This window comes from Streptomyces sp. NPDC016851 (genome assembly GCF_055562795.1).
The window spans coordinates 1-18,661 of sequence record NZ_JBVHEP010000043.1 but is presented as its reverse complement, the minus strand read 5'-3'; the positions used below and the strand labels follow the sequence as shown (position 1 = coordinate 18,661).

At 71.9% G+C, this 18,661-nt stretch carries 19 protein-coding genes; 7 read left to right on the top strand and 12 right to left on the bottom strand.

Annotated elements, in window-relative coordinates; translation table 11 throughout:
- Positions 1 to 20 precede the first annotated feature (20 nt).
- Both ACZ3I3_RS40015 and ACZ3I3_RS40010 read right to left on the bottom strand, forming a co-directional pair.
- On the bottom strand, positions 21 to 809 hold the full coding sequence (locus ACZ3I3_RS40015) for a pectate lyase (protein ID WP_467372734.1): 789 nt from the start codon (positions 807 to 809) through the stop codon (positions 21 to 23).
- 56 nt (positions 810 to 865) lie between these two features.
- Complete coding sequence (locus ACZ3I3_RS40010) at positions 866 to 1,846, bottom strand: pectate lyase family protein (protein ID WP_467372733.1); 981 nt, start codon at positions 1,844 to 1,846, stop codon at positions 866 to 868.
- Between the two features lie 402 nt (positions 1,847 to 2,248).
- Between ACZ3I3_RS40010 and ACZ3I3_RS40005 the strand changes: the two genes are divergently transcribed.
- Complete coding sequence (locus tag ACZ3I3_RS40005) at positions 2,249 to 3,589, top strand: extracellular catalytic domain type 1 short-chain-length polyhydroxyalkanoate depolymerase (protein WP_467372732.1); 1,341 nt, start codon at positions 2,249 to 2,251, stop codon at positions 3,587 to 3,589.
- 34 nt (positions 3,590 to 3,623) lie between these two features.
- On the opposite strand, the gene ACZ3I3_RS40000 is transcribed toward ACZ3I3_RS40005, so the two are convergent.
- Positions 3,624 to 4,703, bottom strand: a complete 1,080-nt coding sequence (locus ACZ3I3_RS40000; RefSeq protein ID WP_467372731.1) for an NADH:flavin oxidoreductase/NADH oxidase — start codon at positions 4,701 to 4,703, stop codon at positions 3,624 to 3,626.
- Between the two features lie 137 nt (positions 4,704 to 4,840).
- Here ACZ3I3_RS40000 and ACZ3I3_RS39995 point away from each other — a divergent pair, with 137 nt between their 5' ends.
- Positions 4,841 to 5,191 carry an ArsR/SmtB family transcription factor gene (locus tag ACZ3I3_RS39995; RefSeq protein ID WP_467372729.1) on the top strand — a complete coding sequence of 117 codons (351 nt, stop codon included), beginning with the start codon at positions 4,841 to 4,843 and terminating at the stop codon, positions 5,189 to 5,191.
- 56 nt (positions 5,192 to 5,247) lie between these two features.
- On the opposite strand, the gene ACZ3I3_RS39990 is transcribed toward ACZ3I3_RS39995, so the two are convergent.
- A complete protein-coding gene (locus tag ACZ3I3_RS39990; RefSeq protein ID WP_467372728.1) occupies positions 5,248 to 6,591 on the bottom strand; it encodes an FAD-dependent oxidoreductase in 1,344 nt (447 codons plus the stop codon).
- A 208-nt stretch (positions 6,592 to 6,799) separates the two neighbouring features.
- Here ACZ3I3_RS39990 and ACZ3I3_RS39985 point away from each other — a divergent pair, with 208 nt between their 5' ends.
- Entirely contained in the window at positions 6,800 to 7,264 is a 465-nt protein-coding gene (locus ACZ3I3_RS39985; protein WP_467372726.1) for a DUF6214 family protein, read from the top strand.
- A gap of 77 nt (positions 7,265 to 7,341) precedes the next feature.
- Here ACZ3I3_RS39985 and ACZ3I3_RS39980 read toward each other — a convergent pair whose 3' ends face one another.
- On the bottom strand, positions 7,342 to 7,998 hold the full coding sequence (locus ACZ3I3_RS39980) for a DUF305 domain-containing protein (protein ID WP_467372725.1): 657 nt from the start codon (positions 7,996 to 7,998) through the stop codon (positions 7,342 to 7,344).
- Between the two features lie 191 nt (positions 7,999 to 8,189).
- On the opposite strand from ACZ3I3_RS39980, the gene ACZ3I3_RS39975 reads away from it, so the two are divergent.
- Positions 8,190 to 9,692 (top strand): LVIVD repeat-containing protein, encoded by a 1,503-nt coding sequence (locus ACZ3I3_RS39975; RefSeq protein ID WP_467372724.1) that lies wholly within the window; start codon positions 8,190 to 8,192, stop codon positions 9,690 to 9,692.
- On the opposite strand, the gene ACZ3I3_RS39970 is transcribed toward ACZ3I3_RS39975, so the two are convergent.
- The 5 genes from ACZ3I3_RS39970 to ACZ3I3_RS39950 all read right to left on the bottom strand — a co-directional run bounded on the left by ACZ3I3_RS39970 (position 9,680) and on the right by ACZ3I3_RS39950 (position 13,712).
- On the bottom strand, positions 9,680 to 10,366 hold the full coding sequence (locus ACZ3I3_RS39970) for a TetR/AcrR family transcriptional regulator (RefSeq protein ID WP_467372723.1): 687 nt from the start codon (positions 10,364 to 10,366) through the stop codon (positions 9,680 to 9,682). The genes ACZ3I3_RS39975 and ACZ3I3_RS39970 overlap by 13 nt on opposite strands.
- A gap of 158 nt (positions 10,367 to 10,524) precedes the next feature.
- Positions 10,525 to 11,214, bottom strand: a complete 690-nt coding sequence (locus tag ACZ3I3_RS39965; RefSeq protein WP_467372721.1) for an HAD family hydrolase — start codon at positions 11,212 to 11,214, stop codon at positions 10,525 to 10,527.
- A 9-nt stretch (positions 11,215 to 11,223) separates the two neighbouring features.
- The gene (locus tag ACZ3I3_RS39960; protein ID WP_467372720.1) at positions 11,224 to 11,919 is read right to left on the bottom strand and encodes a phosphatase PAP2 family protein; all 696 of its coding nucleotides are present in this window, start codon (positions 11,917 to 11,919) and stop codon (positions 11,224 to 11,226) included.
- Between the two features lie 197 nt (positions 11,920 to 12,116).
- The gene (locus ACZ3I3_RS39955) at positions 12,117 to 13,052 is read right to left on the bottom strand and encodes a M56 family metallopeptidase (protein ID WP_467372718.1); all 936 of its coding nucleotides are present in this window, start codon (positions 13,050 to 13,052) and stop codon (positions 12,117 to 12,119) included.
- A gap of 99 nt (positions 13,053 to 13,151) precedes the next feature.
- On the bottom strand, positions 13,152 to 13,712 hold the full coding sequence (locus ACZ3I3_RS39950) for a DUF5134 domain-containing protein (RefSeq protein WP_467372717.1): 561 nt from the start codon (positions 13,710 to 13,712) through the stop codon (positions 13,152 to 13,154).
- A gap of 167 nt (positions 13,713 to 13,879) precedes the next feature.
- Here ACZ3I3_RS39950 and ACZ3I3_RS39945 point away from each other — a divergent pair, with 167 nt between their 5' ends.
- Together ACZ3I3_RS39945 and ACZ3I3_RS39940 are read left to right on the top strand one after the other, a co-directional pair.
- Entirely contained in the window at positions 13,880 to 15,550 is a 1,671-nt protein-coding gene (locus ACZ3I3_RS39945) for an FUSC family protein (RefSeq protein ID WP_467372715.1), read from the top strand.
- A gap of 149 nt (positions 15,551 to 15,699) precedes the next feature.
- Entirely contained in the window at positions 15,700 to 16,266 is a 567-nt protein-coding gene (locus ACZ3I3_RS39940; protein ID WP_467372760.1) for a MarR family winged helix-turn-helix transcriptional regulator, read from the top strand.
- Positions 16,267 to 16,298: 32 nt separating this feature from the next.
- On the opposite strand, the gene ACZ3I3_RS39935 is transcribed toward ACZ3I3_RS39940, so the two are convergent.
- A complete protein-coding gene (locus ACZ3I3_RS39935) occupies positions 16,299 to 17,060 on the bottom strand; it encodes a VOC family protein (RefSeq protein ID WP_467372713.1) in 762 nt (253 codons plus the stop codon).
- A gap of 179 nt (positions 17,061 to 17,239) precedes the next feature.
- Between ACZ3I3_RS39935 and ACZ3I3_RS39930 the strand changes: the two genes are divergently transcribed.
- Positions 17,240 to 18,151 carry a GNAT family N-acetyltransferase gene (locus ACZ3I3_RS39930; protein ID WP_467372712.1) on the top strand — a complete coding sequence of 304 codons (912 nt, stop codon included), beginning with the start codon at positions 17,240 to 17,242 and terminating at the stop codon, positions 18,149 to 18,151.
- 2 nt (positions 18,152 to 18,153) lie between these two features.
- Here ACZ3I3_RS39930 and ACZ3I3_RS39925 read toward each other — a convergent pair whose 3' ends face one another.
- Entirely contained in the window at positions 18,154 to 18,546 is a 393-nt protein-coding gene (locus ACZ3I3_RS39925; RefSeq protein ID WP_399411475.1) for a VOC family protein, read from the bottom strand.
- Between the last annotated feature and the right edge of the window lie 115 nt (positions 18,547 to 18,661).

Genomic DNA, 18,661 nt, shown 5'->3' with positions numbered 1-18,661 from the left:
GGTTGTGGTTGCCCGAGGGGCTACTTGTAGGTGATGTCCGAGGTGGAGTAGAGGCAGTTCTTGCTGTCGGGTCCGGACCCGACAGCGGTGTTGTTGTTGTACTTCTGGCAGGGGACGACCTTGCGGCCGGAGTCGTTGCGGATGGTGATGCCCCGCAGCGTCGCCACGTCGTTGCGGTTGACGTTGATGCCGACGAGCCGGGCGGTGGAGCCCGTGCCGGTCACGTCGATGGTGTTGAGGTTGACCTTGCGGGTGTACTGCGTGGAGCAGTCGCCGCAGGAGCGGTAGAGCGTCTTGAACTCCTGCACCGCGAAGTTGGAGATGTTCAGGGTGCCGCCGCCGTTGTGCTGGAAGACCTTGTCCGCCGCCTTCTTCGCGCCGCCGCCGATCACGTGGTACGTGGCACCGGTGCCGCCGCGGAAGGTGGCGGCGTCCTCGCCGACGTCCTCCCACCAGACGTTCTGGAGCGTACAGCTGCCCTGGCAGTGGATGCCGTCGGCCGCGGGAGCGCCGAGGATGACGTTCTTCAGCACCGCGCCGTCGGCGAGCTTGAAGATCGGGTCCTGGCCCTCCTCCTGGCCGTCACCGGCCAGGCTTCCGGTGCCGTAGAACCGCTTCATCCCGTAGTCCTTGGTGCCGGACACGGAGATGGTGGACGAGGTTCCCTGACTGCCGTTGGGGGTCGGCCAGGTGGCGGCGCTCGCCGTCGGGGCCTGGGTAGTCATGATCATGCCAACCGACAGGCCGAGGGTGGCCAGCGCGCCGGTCAGCGCGCGCCTGCGGGCGCGCGGACGTGTCGCAGAAGTCATGTCCCGATTCCTTCTGTCGTCTGGAGCGTTCGGGGGATGTCCGAGCGGACGGGGTGTCACAGCTTTCCGGCGCCCGCACCCGACGTCACTGAGGTGACGACGGACGAGGCCGGCGCCGCCGTGTAGGCGTACGGCGGGCTGGTGAAGGTGCCGACCCGCGAGATCTCGGTGGCGGCTCCACCGAGGTCGTTGCCGCGCAGGTTGGCGTATCCGTCGACGTCGCTGCTGCGGTTCGTGGTGACCGCGACCTTCGTCGAGCGGAAGACGTTGTTCTCGACCAGCATCTGGGCGCCCATGCGCGAGTGGCAGGCGGTGTCGGCACCCTCGACGTAGTTGTTGTAGAAGTGCCCGGTGCCGAAGCGCAGGCTGGGGATGCGCGAGTACACGTTGGCGAAGTGGTTGTGGTGGTACGTCACCTTCAGGTGCCCGGTGTCCTCGCTCGCGTTGTTGTCGCTGTGGCCGACGAGCGAGCCCTTGAAGTGGTTCTTGAAGGTGTTCCAGGACACCGTGACGTTGTCCGCGCCGTGGTTGACGTCCAGCAGGCCGTCGTAGTGGTCCTTGTCGTGATCGCGGTCGGCCGAGAAGGAGTTGTGGTCGATCCAGACCTTGCTCGACGCCTCGACGGTGATGCCGTCGGCGGGCGCCACCGGCTTGCTGATGTTGAGGTTGCGGATGACGACGTTCGAGACCTTCTTCAGCCGGAGCCCGCCGCCGGTGAACCCGGAGGCCGACCCCACGCCCAGGACGGTCGTGTTGGACCCGACGTCGACCTGACCGCTGAGCGATATCAGGCCGTTGACCCGGACGACCTTGGCCGAGTTGCCGGTCACGGCCGACTTGAAGGCGCTCAGCGTGGAGACGGTGACCGCCGAGGCGCTGCCGCCGCCGGTCGTCCCCGCGCCGAACCCGACCGGCGAGCTCTCGGCGGCCCCGGCCGGCTGGGGAACGGCCAGGACCGCCACGGTTGCCAGTGCGGATGCGGCGGCGAGCGCCAGGGTGGATCTGCGGACACGTGTACGTGGGGGATGAGTACGCATGTGGGGTGCGTCCCTTCGTGGTGCCTTCATGGTGCCAGGTCGGTCATGTACATGAATGACGTTCGCCATGTTGTTCACCGCGCGCGCTGTGTGCGGCCGGTCCGGAGGTCCTGCCATGCCGCAGGGGTGCACTTCCCTGAGCGGGGTAGGCCCCGGCGAGCGCCCTGGCGGAGGCGCTTCCGGGTCACACTGCTGAACGGAACGTAGGGGGCAAGCGCTTTCTAGTCAACGCCTCGCGCAGAACACATTCGGCCGGACCTGGTCGGAGCAGGGGTGCTGCGGGGAGCAGTGTGGGAGCGCTTCCATGCGAGCCATGTCCATGCCACCATGCCGAACGGGCACCGCTCTGAACCGCCGCACGACGTCCTGCGAGCCGCGCTTCACAACCGAAGGGACCCGGACGTGCCTGCCACCCCCCACCCCGCGACGAGGAGACCGCTGCGGTCGACGCTCCTCGCGTTCCTCGCCGTGCTGCTGCCGCTGCTGGCGGCCACCGCGCTCACCGCACCCGCGGCTGCCGCCCGCGAGCCCGCCCGCGAGGCCGTCGGCGCGAAGGCCGTACCCACCGCGACCCTCACCGAGGTCACGGACTTCGGCGCGAACCCCAGCAACCTGCGGATGTACCTGTACGTGCCGGAGAGCGTCACGCCGAACCCGGCGGTCGTGGTCGCCGTGCACTGGTGCACCGGCTCGGGACCGGACATGTACAACGGCACCGAGTACGACACCCTGGCCGACCAGTACGGCTTCATCGTGCTCTACCCGTCCGTCACGCGCAGCAGCAAGTGCTTCGACGTCTCCTCGCCTCAGGCGCTGCGCCGCGGCGGCGGCAGCGACCCGGTCGGCATCAAGTCGATGATCGACTGGGTGGCCCGCACCTACGACGCCGACAGCGGCCGGGTGTTCGCCACCGGCATCTCCTCCGGTGCGATGATGACGAACGTCCTGCTCGGCGACTACCCCGACGTGTTCGCGGCGGGCGCCGCCTTCTCCGGCGTGCCGTTCGCCTGCTTCGCCACCACCGACGGCTCCGAGTGGAACAGCAACTGCTCGGGCGGCACGCTCACCCGCACGCCCAAAGAGTGGGGCGACCTCGTCCGGAACGCGTACCCCGGGTACAGCGGCCCCCGTCCGCGCATGCAGATCTGGCACGGCACCGAGGACGACGTCCTGCGCTACCCCAACTTCGGGGAGCAGATCAAACAGTGGACGAACGTCCAGGGCGTGAGCCAGACGCCGGCCGCCACCGACACGCCGCAGTCCGGCTGGATCCGCACCCGCTACGGCGGCACGGGTGACCGGGCGCCCGTGGAGGCCGTCAGCCTCCAGGGCGTCGGCCACAACCTGTACGCCCACGGCATGGCCTCCCGGGTGCTCACCTTCTTCGGCCTCGACAAGTCGGGCCCGGCTCCCCAGCCCCAGCCCGGCGCCTGCAAGGTGACGGCTGCGGTGAACGCCTGGAACACCGGCCTGACCGCCTCCGTGACCATCACCAACACCGGCACGACGACGGTCAACGGCTGGAAGCTCGGCTTCACGCTCCCGGCAGGGCAGACGGTCACGGGCGGCTGGGGCGCCACCTACACGCCCTCGTCCGGGTCGGTGACCGCGACCAACGTGTCCTACAACGGCACCATCGCGCCGGGCGCGAGCGTGAGCATCGGCTACCAGGCCGCGCACGGCGGCAACAGCGCCGCCCCGGCCACGTTCGCCCTCAACGGGACGGCGTGCGCGACCGGTTGAGGCCGACGGTGTGCCCTGGGGTTCGGGTGCCGGCTCAGACCGACCGGTGGTACTGGTCCGGCACCCGCACCTCGGCACCGAGTTCCCGCGCCGCGAGCCGCGCCCACGAAGGGTTGCGCAGCAGCTCGCGACCCAGCAGGACCGCGTCGGCCTCGCCGTTGGCGAGGATCTTCTCCGCCTGCTCGACCTCGGTGATCAGCCCCACCGCGGCCACCGGCAGCGTCGTCTCCTGCTTCACCCGGGCGGCGAACGGCACCTGGTAGCCGGGGCCGGTGGGGATGCGCGCGCCGGAGGCGTTGCCGCCGGAGGAGACGTCCAGCAGGTCGACGCCGTGGGCGCGCAGGTCGGCGGCGAAGCGGACGGTGTCGTCCGCGGTCCAGCCGCCCTCGTCGAGCCATTCGGTCGCCGAGATCCGGAAGAACAGCGGCTTGTCCTGCGGCCACACCTCCCGTACGGCGTCCACGACTTCGAGCGCGAAGCGGGTGCGGTTCTCGTACGAGCCGCCGTAGGCGTCGGTGCGGTGGTTGGAGTGCGGGGAGAGGAACTCGTTGATCAGGTAGCCATGGGCGCCGTGGACCTCGGCGATCTCGAAACCGGCGGCGAGCGCGCGGCGGGCCGCGGCGGCGAACTGCCCGACCACGTCCTTGACCTGGTCGACCGTCAGCTCGGCCGGGACCGGGTGCCGGTCGTCGAAGGCGAGCGGGCTCGGCGCGACGGAGTCCCAGCCGTGGGCGTCCGGGCCGACCGGGGCGCCGCCCTTCCAGGGGCGGTCGGTCGACGCCTTGCGGCCGGCGTGGGCCAGCTGGATCGCCGGCACCGTGCCCTGTGCGGTGAGGAAGCGGGTGATGCGGCGGAACGCCTCGACCTGCGTGTCGTTCCAGATGCCGAGGTCGTACGGCGAGATGCGGCCCTCGGGGGACACCGCGGTGGCCTCGACGATGATCAGGCCCGTGCCGCCGGTGGCGCGGGCGGCGTAGTGCGCGAAGTGCCAGTCGTGGGGGACGCCGGTCTCCGGGCCCTCCGGTGCCGCCGAGTACTGGCACATCGGGGGCATCCACACGCGGTTCGGGATCGTCACATCGCGCAGGGTGTAGGGCTCGAAGAGCGAGGTCACGGCGGACTCCATTCGTCACGGGGCCGATGTCGGCTCGTACGATAGGCATCGTAGTACGGTGGATGTCAAACTACGAGGGTTCTCGTACTATGGGATCCCCGAAGGAAATGGGATCCCAGAAGGAAAGTGGAGCCGCCGTGACCTCTCCCGCCGTCAGTAGTCGCGACCTGCCGCATCCCGTGCGTGACGAGATCCGGCTGGAAGGGGTGCTGCATGCGCTCTCCGACCCGATGCGGTTGCGGATCGTGCGGGAGCTTGCCGCGGCCAGCGGGGAGTTGTCCTGTTCGCACTTCGACCTGCCGGTCACGAAGTCCACGACCACGCATCACTTCCGGGTGTTGCGGGAGAGTGGGGTGATTCGGCAGGTGTATCGGGGGACCGCCAAGATGAACGGGCTGCGGCGGGGGGATCTGGATGAGCTGTTTCCGGGGTTGTTGGATGCGGTGCTCGATGCGGCGGCGCGGCAAGTCGTCCGTCTTGGTGGGTGACTCGTTCGTCGTTTTCCGCGGGTGGTTCGTGGCTTGTCGCGCAGTTCCCCGCGCCCCTAGAGCACGTCGCCGTGCACGGCGGTCATGAGGGACTGCCAGTCGGGGAGCTTCACCACACCCCTGCCCAGTGATGCGCCGAGGTCCGCTTCCGCCTGCTCGATCGCCTGCCAGCCCGTCCATTCGACCGCGTCGGTGCCTTCGGCACGCAGGACCGGAAGGGGGTCGTCAGGTACGGCCCTGATGGCGAGCGCGGGGGCGTCTTCCAGGAGCGACGTCGCCGTCTCCTTCGCGCAGGGGCGGTTCGTGCCGATGACGCCTGTCGGGCCCCGCTTGATCCAGCCGGCCACGTATTCGCCCGGCGCGACGACGCCTTCGCGCAGGACGCGTCCGGCCAGATTCGGCACCGTGCCGCTGTCCGCGTCGAACGGCAGCCCCTGCAGTGGCACCCCCCGGTAGCCCACCGAGCGCAGTACCAGCTGGGCCTCGATGTCCTCGAACCGGCCCGTGCCCGTCACGCCGCCGTGTCCGTCCGGGACGGTCCGCTCGAACCGCACCGCGCCCACGTGGCCCCGCTCGGCGAGCAGTTCGACCGGGCGGAGGAAGAAGCGCGGCCGGATCCGGCGCGGGGCACCGCTCGGCGGCGTCTCGGACCAGCCGCGCAGTACCTCCACGTTGCGTCGCTGCGCGGCGGGCAGGGCGGACGGGTCGGTGTACCCGGGGTCCAGGGTCAGCTCGGCCGGGTCCACGATGACGTCGGTCTCCGGCAGGGTGCCCAGCTCGCGCAGCTCCTTGGTGGTGAAGCGGGCCTGGGACGGGCCCCGCCGGCCCACCATGTGGATCTCGGTCACCCGGCTCGCCGCCAGTGTCGTCAGGGCCGCCTGCGGCATGTCTGTCGGGCTGAGCTCGGCCAGGCCGCGCGCCAGCATCCGGGTGACGTCCACAGCCACGTTCCCCACGCCGATCACCACGGCCGACCGGGCGTCCCGCAGGAATCCGGCGTCCACGGCGTCCGGATGGGCGCTGTACCAGGCGACGAACTGCGTCGCCGACCAGCTGCCCGGCAGGTCCTCCCCGGGGATGCCCAGATGCCGGTCGGTGGAGGCGCCCACGCAGTACACCACCGCGTGGTAGAGCTCGCGCAGCCGGGTGACCGGCACTCCGCCGGGACCTGCCTGGACGCCTCCGAGGAACCGGACCCGGTCGTGCTCCAGGATCGTGCGCAGGTTGTTCTGGAGCGACTTGATCTTCTCGTGGTCCGGAGCCACGCCGTACCGGACCAGGCCGTACGGGCACGGCAGCCGGTCCAGGACGTCGACGCGCACCTCGGGGTCCTGCTGGACGAGGCTCTGGGCGGCGTAGCACCCGCTCGGCCCGGAGCCAACGACGGCGACTCGCAGCACGGCGGAACTCCTTACCCGGGATCCCGGGGGATCTCACGAGAGCGCTGATGCCTCCAGCATCGCACCGGCCGGGCTCCGCTGACAGGGTGCAGTGCTCCGCTCGGGGCGCGTGTCCGATCTATAGGGAATGTGATCATTCGGTTACGTTCAGTGTGTGCTGGAAGCATCCTTTCTTAATCTTTCCGATCGCTCTCCGGCGGACGGCGCGGTGTCCGTGCGGCCCGCGTGGGAGGTGCGGGAGAACGAGGACGCCACGCGGTGGTTCGACGTCCGGCTGGTCTTCACGGACGGCGCCCACGTCGACGCGCTGGCGGTCGTGGCCGGGGGATGCGTCGGCGTGGAGGACGTACGCGCGCAGCCCGCGCTGTCCCTCGACGACCTGGCGGTGCTCGCCGACTGGATCGAGGACTCGCTGGCCGAGGCGTGCGGCGCCGGTGCCGGGACGACTCCCGAAGGCGGCGGAGGGCAGGGGCGGCGGGCCCGGCCGGCCTGGCCGCCCGGTGCACAGGGACGGTGGCTGGTGGCGCGGGAGTACCGCGCGGCCCAGCAGGAGGGTGCCGATCCGGTCCTCGCCGTGATGTGCGCGACCGGGCACAGCCGCCGCACGTCCCTCAGGCTGATCGGCCAGGCCCGGGACGCCGGCCTCCTGACACCGCGCCGCGCCCGGCGCTGAACGGCACTGAACGGCGCTGAACGGGGCCGAACCGGGGCGGCGACCCGGACCGGAAATCGGCCGGGACCGGAAATCGGCTAGAGCATGTCCCGCATCCGCGTGATCTCGCTCGTCTGCTGGGCGATCACCTCGTCGGCCATCTCCTCGATCCGGATGTTGTTGCCCTGCCCCTTCACATCCGTGGCCATCGTGATCGCACCCTGGTGATGGGTCGTCATCAACGTCAGGAAGATCTGGTCGAAAGCCTTTCCGTCAGCCGCGCGGAGCTTCTTCAGCTGGGCCTCGGTCGCCATGCCGGGCATCACGGCGTGCTCGTGCCGCTCCGCCTTCAGCGGCTTGCCGTGCGACTTCAGCCAGCCCTTCATGGCCTCGATCTCCGGCTTCTGGGCGGCGGCGATCCGTGCGGCGATCCGCTTCACCTTCGTCGACTCGGCCCGCTGCGGGGCGAGTTCGGTCATCACGAGGGCTTGGGCGTGGTGTTCGATCATCATGCGGACGTAGGAGACGTCCGCCGAGTTGGGGGAGTCGTTCTCCGAGCGCCGGCCGGCCGCCTCCTCGGCGGACAGGGTGCGGTTCGGCTCTCCAGGCTCACCCGGCGCGATCACGGCGGGCCCGTCCGCCGCGGCGGGCTTCCGGTCCGGACCGGAGTCGCAGCCGCCGACCGTGAGCACGGCAAGGGCGACCAGCCCTGTCGTGACGACGGACGCGCGGGACGACGCACGGCGGAAGAGCACAACGACCTCCTGTGGCAGGCGTGTTGGAAGACACCTTGTGAGTGTTACGACCGTCCTAGCACGCTTTCGCGGCTCACTGATCGAGAATCTTCATTGCGATTCTGTTGCCCCCTGTTGGTATGAGCATGGCGAAGACGATACTGCGTGGTGCGTGAACCGTTCCGCAGTGAACGGAACCAGGGAGGAAAACAGTGATCCTGTTGAACTACCGCAGAACGCGGCGCAGACGACTGGGAGTTGCCGCAGCAGCCGGCGGACTGCTGGCCGCGCTTCTCACGGCCGCGCCGGCCGGTGCGGTCCCCGATCCCGGGGACACTCCGGTCGCGCCGAAGGGGGTCTCCAAGAGCGCGCAGGCAGAGGCGCGCGAGGCCATCGAGAACGGCGAGATACCCGGCCAGGACGAGATCGTCCACTCCGCCAACATCGAGCACGTCGCCAACATCCCCAAGGACGTGCTGCCGGGCACCAACTCGGACCTCGCCTTCCAGGGCAGGTACGCCTTCGCCGGCAACTACGACGGCTTCCGCATCTTCGACATCAGCAACCCCAGGGCACCGAAGACGGTCGCCCAGGTCCTGTGCCCGGGCTCGCAGAACGACATCTCCGTCTCCGGCAACCTGCTGTTCCTGTCCACCGACTCCTCGCGCAGTGACAGCAGTTGCAACAGCACGACGCAGCCGGCGACCGAGAAGTCCTCGTGGGAGGGCGTGAAGGTCTTCGACATCAGCGACAAGCGGAACCCGAGGTACGTCGCCGCTGTCGAGACCGCCTGCGGCTCCCACACCAACACGCTGGTGCCGGAGCGGCGGAACGTCTACGTGTACGTCTCCTCGTACTCGCCGAACGCCACGTACCCGGACTGCCAGCCGCCGCACGACGGCATCTCCGTCATCAAGGTGCCGCGCAACGCGCCCGAGAAGGCGGCTGTCGTGGGCTTCCCCGTGCTGTTCCCCGGTGAGGGGCCGGACGGCGGCGGCAACCCGGGCGGACCGACCAACCCGGGCGTGTCCAAGACCACCGGCTGCCACGACATCACCGTGCTGCCGTCGAAGGACCTGGCCGCGGGCGCCTGCATGGGGGACGGCATCCTGTTCTCCGTCAAGGACCCGGAGCACCCCAAGGTCATCGACCGGGTGCAGGACAACGTCAACTTCGCGTTCTGGCACTCGGCGACCTTCAACCAGAAGGCGAACAAGGTCGTGTTCACCGACGAGCTGGGCGGCGGCAGCGGAGCCACCTGCAACGAGGCGACCGGCCCGAACCGCGGCGCCGACGGCATCTACGACATCGTCGGCAAGGGCGACCAGCGCAAGCTCGTCTTCCGCAGCTACTTCAAGATCCCCCGTCACCAGGCGGACACCGAGAACTGCGTCGCCCACAACGGCTCGCTGATCCCGGTGAAGGGCAAGGACCTGATGGTCCAGGCCTGGTACCAGGGCGGTGTCTCCGTCTGGGAGTTCACCGACTCGTCGAAGCCCAGGGAGATCGCCTACTTCGAGCGCGGTCCGCTGGGCACCGACCAGCTCACCTTCGGAGGCTCGTGGTCGGCGTACTACTACAACGGCTACATCTACTCGAACGAGATCACCAAGGGCTTCGACGTCCTGAAGATCAAGGACCGGCGCACGGACCCGGCACGGTGGGTCCACCTGCGTGAGCTCAACGTGCAGACCCAGCCGGACTACTTCGACTGACCCCGCGGGCCGCACTCCGGTGCGTCCCCGGTCGCGAAGAACCGCGACAGATCCCGGTCGCTCCTCCCGCCGGAGGCCTTGGCCTCCGGCGGGAGGCCCAGCTCCCAGTCGAGCCGGTAGCGGTTGAACAACTCCGCCCGCAGCACCGGGACCGGCATCGGCACCCCCGGCACCAGGGCGGCGTACACGGCGCCCATCAGCAGGGCCCGCAGCATCGGGTAGTCGCTGTCGACGTCCCGCGACCCGTGCCGGGCGACGGTGTCCCGCAGCAGCTCGGCCAGGCGCCGCTGCTCCGGGCAGGGCACGAAGCCCTCGGCCTGCAACAGCCCGGCCATGTGCTGGCGCATCAGCACGGGCCGGTCCCGGGCCAGCCCCAGGATCGCGTCGATGGCCCGCGCCATCCGCTCCCGGCCGTCCTCGGTGCGCGGCTCGCGCTCCAGCGCCTCCTCCAGCGTGCGGTGCATCAGCCGGTGCACGGCGGACTGCACGAGCTGGCGCTTGCCCGGGAAGTAGTAAGAGACCAGACCGCGGGCCGAGCCCGCCCGGTCGGCGATGTCGCCGAGCGTCGTGGCATCGAAGCCGCGCTCGCCGACCAGCTCGACCGCCGCTTGCAGAAGCCGCTCCTTCGAACGCCTCCGCAACTCTTCATTGACCGAGGCGCTGCGCGGGGACATGCTGTAACTCCTGCGTTGACTGGCTGCCAGCCAACTATACTCAGAGGCGTCCGGCCAGGACCCGAGCGGTCCGGGCCGGCGATGCCGTCTGCCTCGGGCGACACGGGGGATCGTCCGAGGCGGGCGAGCAGACGGCCAGGTGACCTGGTTGGGTGGCCTCAGCTCACCAGGTCCAGGACCGGCCGCAGCCCGTCCGGCCGGTCGGTCACCGGCAGGTGGTCCACGAAGTGCACCCCGCAGCCCAGGGCGGTGGCCCCGCCGTCCGCCCTGCGGTCGTCGCCGACCATGAGCGTCCGGCCCGGATCGGCGCCGAGTGCCTCGCAGGCGGTGGCGAACAGCCGAGGGTCGGGCTTCTGGATGCCGTGCTCGTACGACAGGACGTACGCGTCGACGTAGCGGTCCAGGCCGTGCTCGCGGAACACCGGGCGCAGGTCCCAGCCGATGTTGCTGACCACCCCGACGGGGATGCCCCGCTCCCGCAGCGTGCCCAGCACCTCGACGGCGTCCGGGTACGGGGTCCATGCCGCCGGAGACATGTGGCGGTCGTACAGCGCGTCGTGCAACGCCGGGTCGGGCAGCGTGACCTGGCGGGAGAGTCCGGTGTAGGCGGCCCGGTGCAGCGCGGCGCTCCGGTCCCGGATCAGCCACGTGTCGGCGAGTTCAGCCGGAACGCGCGCGGGATCACCACCGCCGGGCAGCGCCCCCACCGCCTCCAGCGCACGCGCGGCGGCGGCCAACTCCGGCTCGGTGAAGGGGACTCCTGCGTCGGCCACGACGCCGCGCAGCCAGGAGTCGGTGGACTCGACACGGAACAGCGTTCCGGAGAAGTCGAACAGCACAGCCGTCATGGGGCGATCCTACGAGGCGGCGTTGTCCGGGCGGTCGCGCGGCTGCCGGTGTTCGTGCGTCCACACCGCGAGGGCCACCACCAGCGCGCCCAGCAGCCAGCCGCCCACCACGTCCGTCGGCCAGTGGACGCCCAGCCAGATCCGGGTCAGCCCCACGCCGACCACGGAGACGAGGGCCACGGTCACGGCCGTACGCCACAGGGCACGGCCGGCACCGTGCCGGCGCAGGAGCCACAGGAGGAGGCCGCACACCACCGTGGCGGTCATGGCGTGGCCCGACGGGAAGGCCGAGTAGTGGGCCGAGTCGACGGGGTCGGGCCAGACCGGGCGAGGGCGGTCCACCAGGGCCTTGAGGCCCTGCTGGACCAGGGTGCCCAGCGTGACGGCCAGCGCCAGCCACACCGCCGTCCAGCGCGCCGCGAGACGCACCACCAGCCACACGACCACCACCGCGCACAGCACCCGCATGGTCCACGGGTCCCACACCCAGTCCGTGAGGATGCGGCACGCCTGCGTGATGCCGGATTCCTCGACCGCCCAGCGGTGGGTGGTGGCGGAGATGTCTCCGTCCGTGCTGATCAGCGGGCTCCATCTGGCCGCGACGAGGGTCAGCAGCAGGGCGGAGCACAGGGCCAGGACGCCGGCCGACCGGGCGGCGGTGCGGTGCTGCGGGCGGGGCGGGGAGTCGACGGACGGGGTGTGCATGATGCGATCCTCGCCGAACCGGGGGCTCCGGATCCAGTACAGCGGCGATCTTCGACACGCGGACCGCACACTTCGGCCACCCGGAGGCCACCCTCACGTCTCCGAAGACGGGCATGCCTCACGTCTCCGAAGACGGCCACGCCCCACGTCTCCGAAGACGGGTACGAAGCCCCAGGCGCCCCGGAGCACGCGGCGGGCTATCCCAGCGCCCGCAGCCCCGGTACGAACGCCACCAGCACCGGCACGACGGGCACCAGGGCGGCCGCCGCCGTCAGCCGCAGTCGGCGTGTCGGGGGCAGCCGGTCCGGGGGAGTGAGCAACCGGTGCACCCGCGCCGGGACATGGGCCTGCGGCGTCGGGCAGGGGCCGAACACGCCGCGGTGCTCGTTGAGTTCGACCAGGGCCAGGGCGGTGGTCAGGCGGCCGAAGCGGCGGGACGCCGTGTCGTCGGCGGCGAGTTCGACCAGGCGGTGCATCTCGTCGCGGAACGCGGCGAACACCGGCACCTGCGGAAAGCCGCCCGCCAGTGCCGAGGAGCAGTTCAGCAGCCAGTCGTGCCGGGCCCGCGCGTGCCCCTGCTCATGGGCGAGCACCGCGTCCAGCTGCCGGCCCTTCAGCCGCCGCAACGCGGCCGTGGTGACGACCAGTTGCGGCGGAGCGCCGGGCTGCCACCAGGCGTCGGGCTGCTCGCTCTCCAGGACGACGAGCCGGCCCGACACGGCCACCTCTCCCGGCAGCAGCGGCGCCCTGACCAGCAGATCGGCTCGCCGGCGGCGGCCCCGCGCGCGTGCCCCGCCGACCTCGCGGACCAGCATCGCCGCGCTCCACAGCCCGCCGCCGGCCAGCGCCACGGCGGTGGCCGCCGCCCAGGGGCCCGCCGTACCGAGGGCGTAGGCCTCGACGACCGGGCCCGGCGCCGTCGCGAAGACCGGCCCGCCGACCACGTGCCAGGCGGCGGCCGCGCTGAGCGTCATCGACAGCGCACAGCACACGAGCACGGCCGCCACCACGCACTGCCACACCCACAGCGCCACGACCGGCTCACGATCGGGCCAGTCCGCCCGGGCGAGCAGCCGGGGGGCGACCACTGCGATCAGGGCGCCGAGCAGCAACAGTGCCGCGGGGAGCATCATGATGCGCAGCCTATGAGCGATGCGCCGCCCAGGGATACGACTTGTGGCGCCGAAGTGACGCAGACAACGGATCCGTACGGCGGGCCGGGACGGTCCTGCTCACAGCGTCAGCAGCATCGCCACCATCGCGATCCCCATGGACAGCCGGCAGGCCCGCGCCAGCTCCGGCCGGTCGCCCCACCCGGCCGACCCGCCGCCCCCGGCCCCACCGCCCGCCATGGCGGCCACCGGCACCAGCCGGACGCCGGTCACCAGCACGTATCCGGCGAAGTAGAGCAGCAGTGCACCCGTCAGGAGCGGAACCCCCGATCCCCCCTGCCCGTGCGCGTGTGCGGGAGCGCCCGCCATGACGACGGACATGTAGACCATGGCCCCGGCCCCCACCAGGTGGTGGAGGTGGTGCGCACCGGTCCGCGCCGCCCACAGCGCGGGGACCGCGGCCGCCCCGAACAGCACCGCGTAGGCGGGCCAGGCCCACGGCGGCGGACTGAACACCGCCGCCGGCACGGCCATCGCGGCCATCCCGAAACCCATCAGCGCCTCACCGCCCGCGGCGCCGCGCTCCTCCCCGGCGCCGCTGCGCATCCGCACCAGGCAGTAGGCGCCGGTCACCGCGCAGAGCGCCACCAGCAGCCAGCCGGACGTAGCCGTTCCGTGCACGCGCGTCCTCCCCGCTCGACGGTCGGTCAGCTCGGCAGTCGGTCCATCGATGCCCGGGCCGTGCGGCGCGCAAGCGAGCGCAAGGATGTATACGGGGAGCATTCGACGGAGCACAGCAGGTGAGGAGATATCCTTTACGAGTAAAACACCTGCTAATCTCATGTTCCATGAGTCCCTTGCGCAGTGCGACCTCCGCTTCCCCGCCCGCCCGGCGTCTGCCGCTGGCGGGCGTGCTGCGCGTCGGCCGTCCCTCGGACATCTGGTTCAAGCCCGCGCTGAGCGTGGTCGCGGCGATCGCCCCGCCGAACCTCACCCTGCTGATGCTCGGCCGGCTCGACCTGGCGATGTACACGATGGCCGGATCCCTGTGCGCGCTGTACGCCCACAACCGGCCCTACGCCGCCCGGGCCGGGGCCCTGGTGTGGGTGGTGCTCGGCATGCTCGGCGGGCTGGCCGTCGCCCTGGTCGCGGCCTCGCTCACCGGCAGCGCCGTCGTGCTGGTCACCGTCGGCGCACTGCTGGCCGCCGCGCAGAAGGCGCTGTGCGACGCGACCCGGGTCGGACCGCCCGGCCATGTCGTCCTCACGTTCGTCAGCTCCGCCTCGCTCTTCGCGCCGCAGACCCTCGCCCAGGTCCCCGGCCATCTGGCACTGGCCGCCGCGACGGGTGGCTGGGCCTGGCTGGTCTGCATGGCGCCCGCGCTGGTCCGCCCGCATGGACCGGAGCGCCGCGCCACCGCCGCCGCGCTGAAGGCCGCCGCCGCGTACGCCGACACGAGCGGCACCGACGGCACCGGCGAGGCCCGGGCCCGGGCCGCGGGCTACGCGGCCGTGCAGGCCGCCTGGCAGTCGCTGCCGTCCACCGGTGCCCGGTCCCGTACCCGGCGCGCCCTCGAACGGCTCGTCGTCCGTGCCGAGGTGGCCCTCGCCGCGCCGACGGAGGCGGACGCCGGCCGGCTGCGGGCCTGGGCGGACGCACTGCGCGGCACCGGGCCCGTCCCGCAGGCCGGGCTGCCCCTGGCGGCCGCCGACGAACTGTTCGGTGTGGACGCGACCCAAGGCCTCTGGGCGCGGCTCGGCCCGCTGACCCCGCTCGCGGTACGCACCGCGCTTGGCTGCGCGCTCGCCGGCTACGCCTCCCTGGCCCTCGGTATCGGCCGCCCCTACTGGGCCCTGGTCACCGCCGCCTCGCTCTACCAGGCGAACCTCGCCCTGACCTGGAACCGGGCCGTCCAGCGCGTGGTGGGCAACGTCGTCGGAGTGCTCGTCTTCGCGGCCGTCGTACCGCTCGCGCACTTGGGCGAGGGGGCTCTCGTGGTGTGCTGCCTCGCGTTCAGCTTCGGCGCCGAGCTGCTGATCAGCCGCAACTACTGGCTCGGCAGCGTCTGCGTGACCCCCATGGCCCTGCTCATCACCGAGTTCGCCGGGTACCAGAAGCCGGGCGAGCTGATGACCGAGCGGCTCGTGGACACGGTCGTCGGCGCCCTGGTCGGTTTCGCCGCCGCCGTGGCCGTCACCAACCGGAGGGCGGGCGACCGGGTCGAACGCGCCCTGACCGCCGCCGAACGGGCCCGCGAGCGCGCCGCCCGCCTCCTTGCCGAGACGCATCCCGACCCCGCCGCCCTGGAGACCGCCCGCCGCGCCCTCGCCGTCGCCCTGGCCGATCTGCGCGCCACCGCCGACGCGGCGGCCGGCGAATGGTGGCAGCGCGCCCTGCCCCAGGAGCGGGTCGTGCTCGCCGAACAGTCCGGACACCGTACGCTCGCCGCGACGGCACGACGCCAGGGGCTGCTCCCGGACCGGGGCACGGACACGAAGACGGAGGACGCACGGCCATGACGGCGACGGAGGGACCATCGCCCAACGGAGGCGGCCCGGGGGACGGCCCCCAGTCGGCGGCGGGGGCCGCGGACCCGGAGCCGGGGCCAGAGGTTTCTGCCCTGAGCAGCGGGGCCCTGGCCGGTGAAACCCCCGTGGCCGGAGCAGGCCTGGGCGGTGAGCACCCGGCGGCCGGGCGGGAACCGGTCGGTGGGGACCCGGGCGGGCAGCGGCGGGGCGATACCGTCGCCACCGTCGTCCGGCAGTGGCAGGCCGTCCATCCCGGGCTCGACACCGGGCCGATGGAGATCATCGGACGGATCAACCGTTGCGCCGCCCTCCTCCAGCAGGCTGAGGACGCGCCGCTGCGCAGGGCGGGGCTCACCCGTCCCGAGTTCGATCTGCTCGGCGCGCTGCGCCGCACCGGGCACGAGCTGACGCCCGGGGAACTGTCCCGGGAGACCTTCTCCTCCGGCGCCGCCGTCACCAAGCGCCTCAAGCAGCTGACCGAACGCGGCCTGGTCGAACGCCGGGGCGACACCCGCGACCGCCGTGTCGCCCATCTCCGCCTCACCGACGCCGGACGCGAACTCGTCGACGGCATCCTGCCCGCCCAGCTCGCCTACGAGACCGCCGCCCTGTCCGGCCTGGACGCCCCCGAGCAGGGCGAACTGGCCGCCCTGCTCGGAGAGTTGCTCGCCCAGCTGGAAGGCCGCCTGGGCGCGCTGCGGAGCTGAGGCGACGACGGCCCCGGGGTCACACGCCGTCTTCAGCCCTCGTCGCCCGCCCGGTACACACCGAACATCGCCCCCTGCGGGTCCCGCAGCACCGCGATGCGCCGGCCGCCGGGCAGGGAGGTGGGGATCATCAGGACGTCGCCGAGCTTCTGGACGACGGCCGTCGTGGCGTCCACGTCGGCCACGGCGAAGTACGGCAGCCAGTGCGCCGGAACCTCCGGCGGGAACTTGTCGTCCATCGTCACCATGCCGCCGAAATCCGCCCCGTCGACGCCCCACTGGGTGTACCGCTCCGCGGCCTTGACGGTCCAGCCGAACACCCGGCTGTAGAAGGCCACGGCCTGTTCGGGATCCCGGGTGTACAGCTCCGCCCAGCCCAGCGAACCGGGCGCGTTGAACAGCCCGGCGCCCGGGAAGGTGCCCGCCTGCCACAGCTGGAACACGGCACCGGTCGGGTCGGCGGCCACCGCGAACCGGCCCGCGTCGAACACGTCCGTCGGGCCGAACAGCACCGCCCCGCCCGCCTCGGTCACCTCACGGACGGCGGCGTCCGCGTCGGTCACCGCGAACGCCACGTTCCAGGCGACCGGCTGCGACGGCTGGTACAGCGGAGCGAGCGCGGCGACGGCCGCGTCCCCGAGGTGCGCGACGGTGTAGCCCCCCGCCTCCTGACGCGGGTCCGTCTCGGGCCGCCAGCCGAACAGCCTCGTGTAGAACCGCTGGGCCGCCTCCAGGTCGGTGGTCCCCAGCTCCGTCCAGCAGGGCCCGCCGGTCACCGGTGCGTCGAGCTTCATGGCGTTCCTTCCACAGGGGGTCCCCGGGCATGAGCCTCTCCAGCACGCTAAGCCGCAGCCCGTTCTCCCTGCCATCCGGGGAAACCCACTGGTGTGCCGCACCGGCCCCGGCATACCCTCGTCCCCGTACCGCACCGCGTGGCGGCCTCCAGCTCCTTCACCCCGCCCGGAGGTTTCCCATGCCCGCGCTCGAGGTGCGCCCCTTCCGCCGAGCCGACCGCGACCAGCTCACCGACCTGGTCAACATGCACGTGGCGGCCGTCGTCCCCGGAGTCTCGGTCTCCGTCAACACCGTCCTCGGCGACCTGGAGCGGCAGCCCGGCGAGTTCATCACCGACCCGTGGGTGGCCGAGCGGACGACGCTCGTCGCCGAGCAGCGCGAGTACGTCGTCGCCGCGGCCCATCTGCTGCGCTACCGCGCCGACGCCGACGTCGGGGAGGCCTACCGGGACGCCGCCGAGATCAACTGGTTCGTGTGCCGTCCGGCGGCGTCCTTCTGGCCGGACGCCGACCAGGCCGCCGACCTGCTGATGCGGGCGTGCCTGGCACGGTTCGCCCGCTGGAACGCCCGCGTCCGGTACGCCGACGGCGCGCTGCCCGCCCCCCTCGTCCACGGCCTGCCCCGCAACTGGCCGCACATCCGCGCCGTCTACGAACGCGCGGGCTTCCGGCACGCCGGGGACACCGAGGTCATCCTGATCGCCCGGGTGGCCGACCTGCCGGAGCCCGAACCCCGGCCGGGTGTCACGGTCGAGCGCACGCTGGGGGAGTGCGGCACCCGCTTCACGGCCCGCGCCGGCACCCGCCTCGGTTTCGTCGAGATCGACACGGCCCTGGCCCGCCCCGAGCGGCACGCCCGCGCCGCCGGCCTGGCCGACATCGGCAACCTGCACATCGACCCGGCGCAGCACGGCACCGGACTGGAGCACTGGCTGCTCGCCCAGGCCGCCGACTGGCTCCGGCTGTGCGGTGTGGACCGGCTCGTCGCCTACGAATCCGCCGCCGACAGCACCATGCTCGGGCACCTGACGGGCGCGGGCTTCCGCGAACTGACCCGGACCGACCGGGGCTGGGAGCACCGCCCCGGGTGACCTCAGATGCCCGGCCGGTAGCGCATCGGGTGGTCCGCGGGGACCTCCACCAGCACGATCGGCGTCCCGTCCGGATCGGCGATCCACATCTCGACCAGCCCCCAGGGCTCCTTCACCGGCGGCCGGACGATCTCCACGCCCTTCGCCCGCAGCTCGTCCTGCGCCGCCGCCGCGTCGGCGACCTGGAGCCACAGCCGCGTGGCCGGCACGGGCGGGGTCTCGGACCGGCCCGAGACCTCCAGGAAGCCCCCGCCGAGGAAGTAGACGGTCCCGCGCTCCGGCCCCGTACCGAACTCCCGGTACACGGCGAGCCCGAGCTGTTCACCGTAGAAGGCACGGGAGCGCTCGGGGTCGGTGGGACGGAGCAGAATCCGGCTGCTGAGTACATGCACCATGCACCGGAGCCTAGGTGTGTTGTCCGGGGACGTTGGTGACAGGCGACACGCCTTGAGTGGTCCTTGAATGAGGTGAGGGCCCCTGGTTTCGGTGTGGATTGCGACATCTGCACCA

Bases quoted from the DNA above. Each gene is read 5' to 3' on its own strand.
- ACZ3I3_RS39965 (WP_467372721.1), bottom strand. From the start codon at position 11,214: ATGACGGCTGTGCTGTTCGACTTCTCCGGAACGCTGTTCCGTGTCGAG.
- ACZ3I3_RS39955 (WP_467372718.1), bottom strand. From the start codon at position 13,052: ATGATGCTCCCCGCGGCACTGTTGCTGCTCGGCGCCCTGATCGCAGTG.
- ACZ3I3_RS39925 (WP_399411475.1), bottom strand. From the start codon at position 18,546: ATGGTGCATGTACTCAGCAGCCGGATTCTGCTCCGTCCCACCGACCCC.
- ACZ3I3_RS39930 (WP_467372712.1), top strand. From the start codon at position 17,240: ATGCCCGCGCTCGAGGTGCGCCCCTTCCGCCGAGCCGACCGCGACCAG.
- ACZ3I3_RS40015 (WP_467372734.1), bottom strand. From the start codon at position 809: ATGACTTCTGCGACACGTCCGCGCGCCCGCAGGCGCGCGCTGACCGGC.
- ACZ3I3_RS39960 (WP_467372720.1), bottom strand. From the start codon at position 11,919: ATGCACACCCCGTCCGTCGACTCCCCGCCCCGCCCGCAGCACCGCACC.
- ACZ3I3_RS39945 (WP_467372715.1), top strand. From the start codon at position 13,880: ATGAGTCCCTTGCGCAGTGCGACCTCCGCTTCCCCGCCCGCCCGGCGT.
- ACZ3I3_RS39935 (WP_467372713.1), bottom strand. From the start codon at position 17,060: ATGAAGCTCGACGCACCGGTGACCGGCGGGCCCTGCTGGACGGAGCTG.
- ACZ3I3_RS40010 (WP_467372733.1), bottom strand. From the start codon at position 1,846: ATGCGTACTCATCCCCCACGTACACGTGTCCGCAGATCCACCCTGGCG.
- ACZ3I3_RS39970 (WP_467372723.1), bottom strand. From the start codon at position 10,366: ATGTCCCCGCGCAGCGCCTCGGTCAATGAAGAGTTGCGGAGGCGTTCG.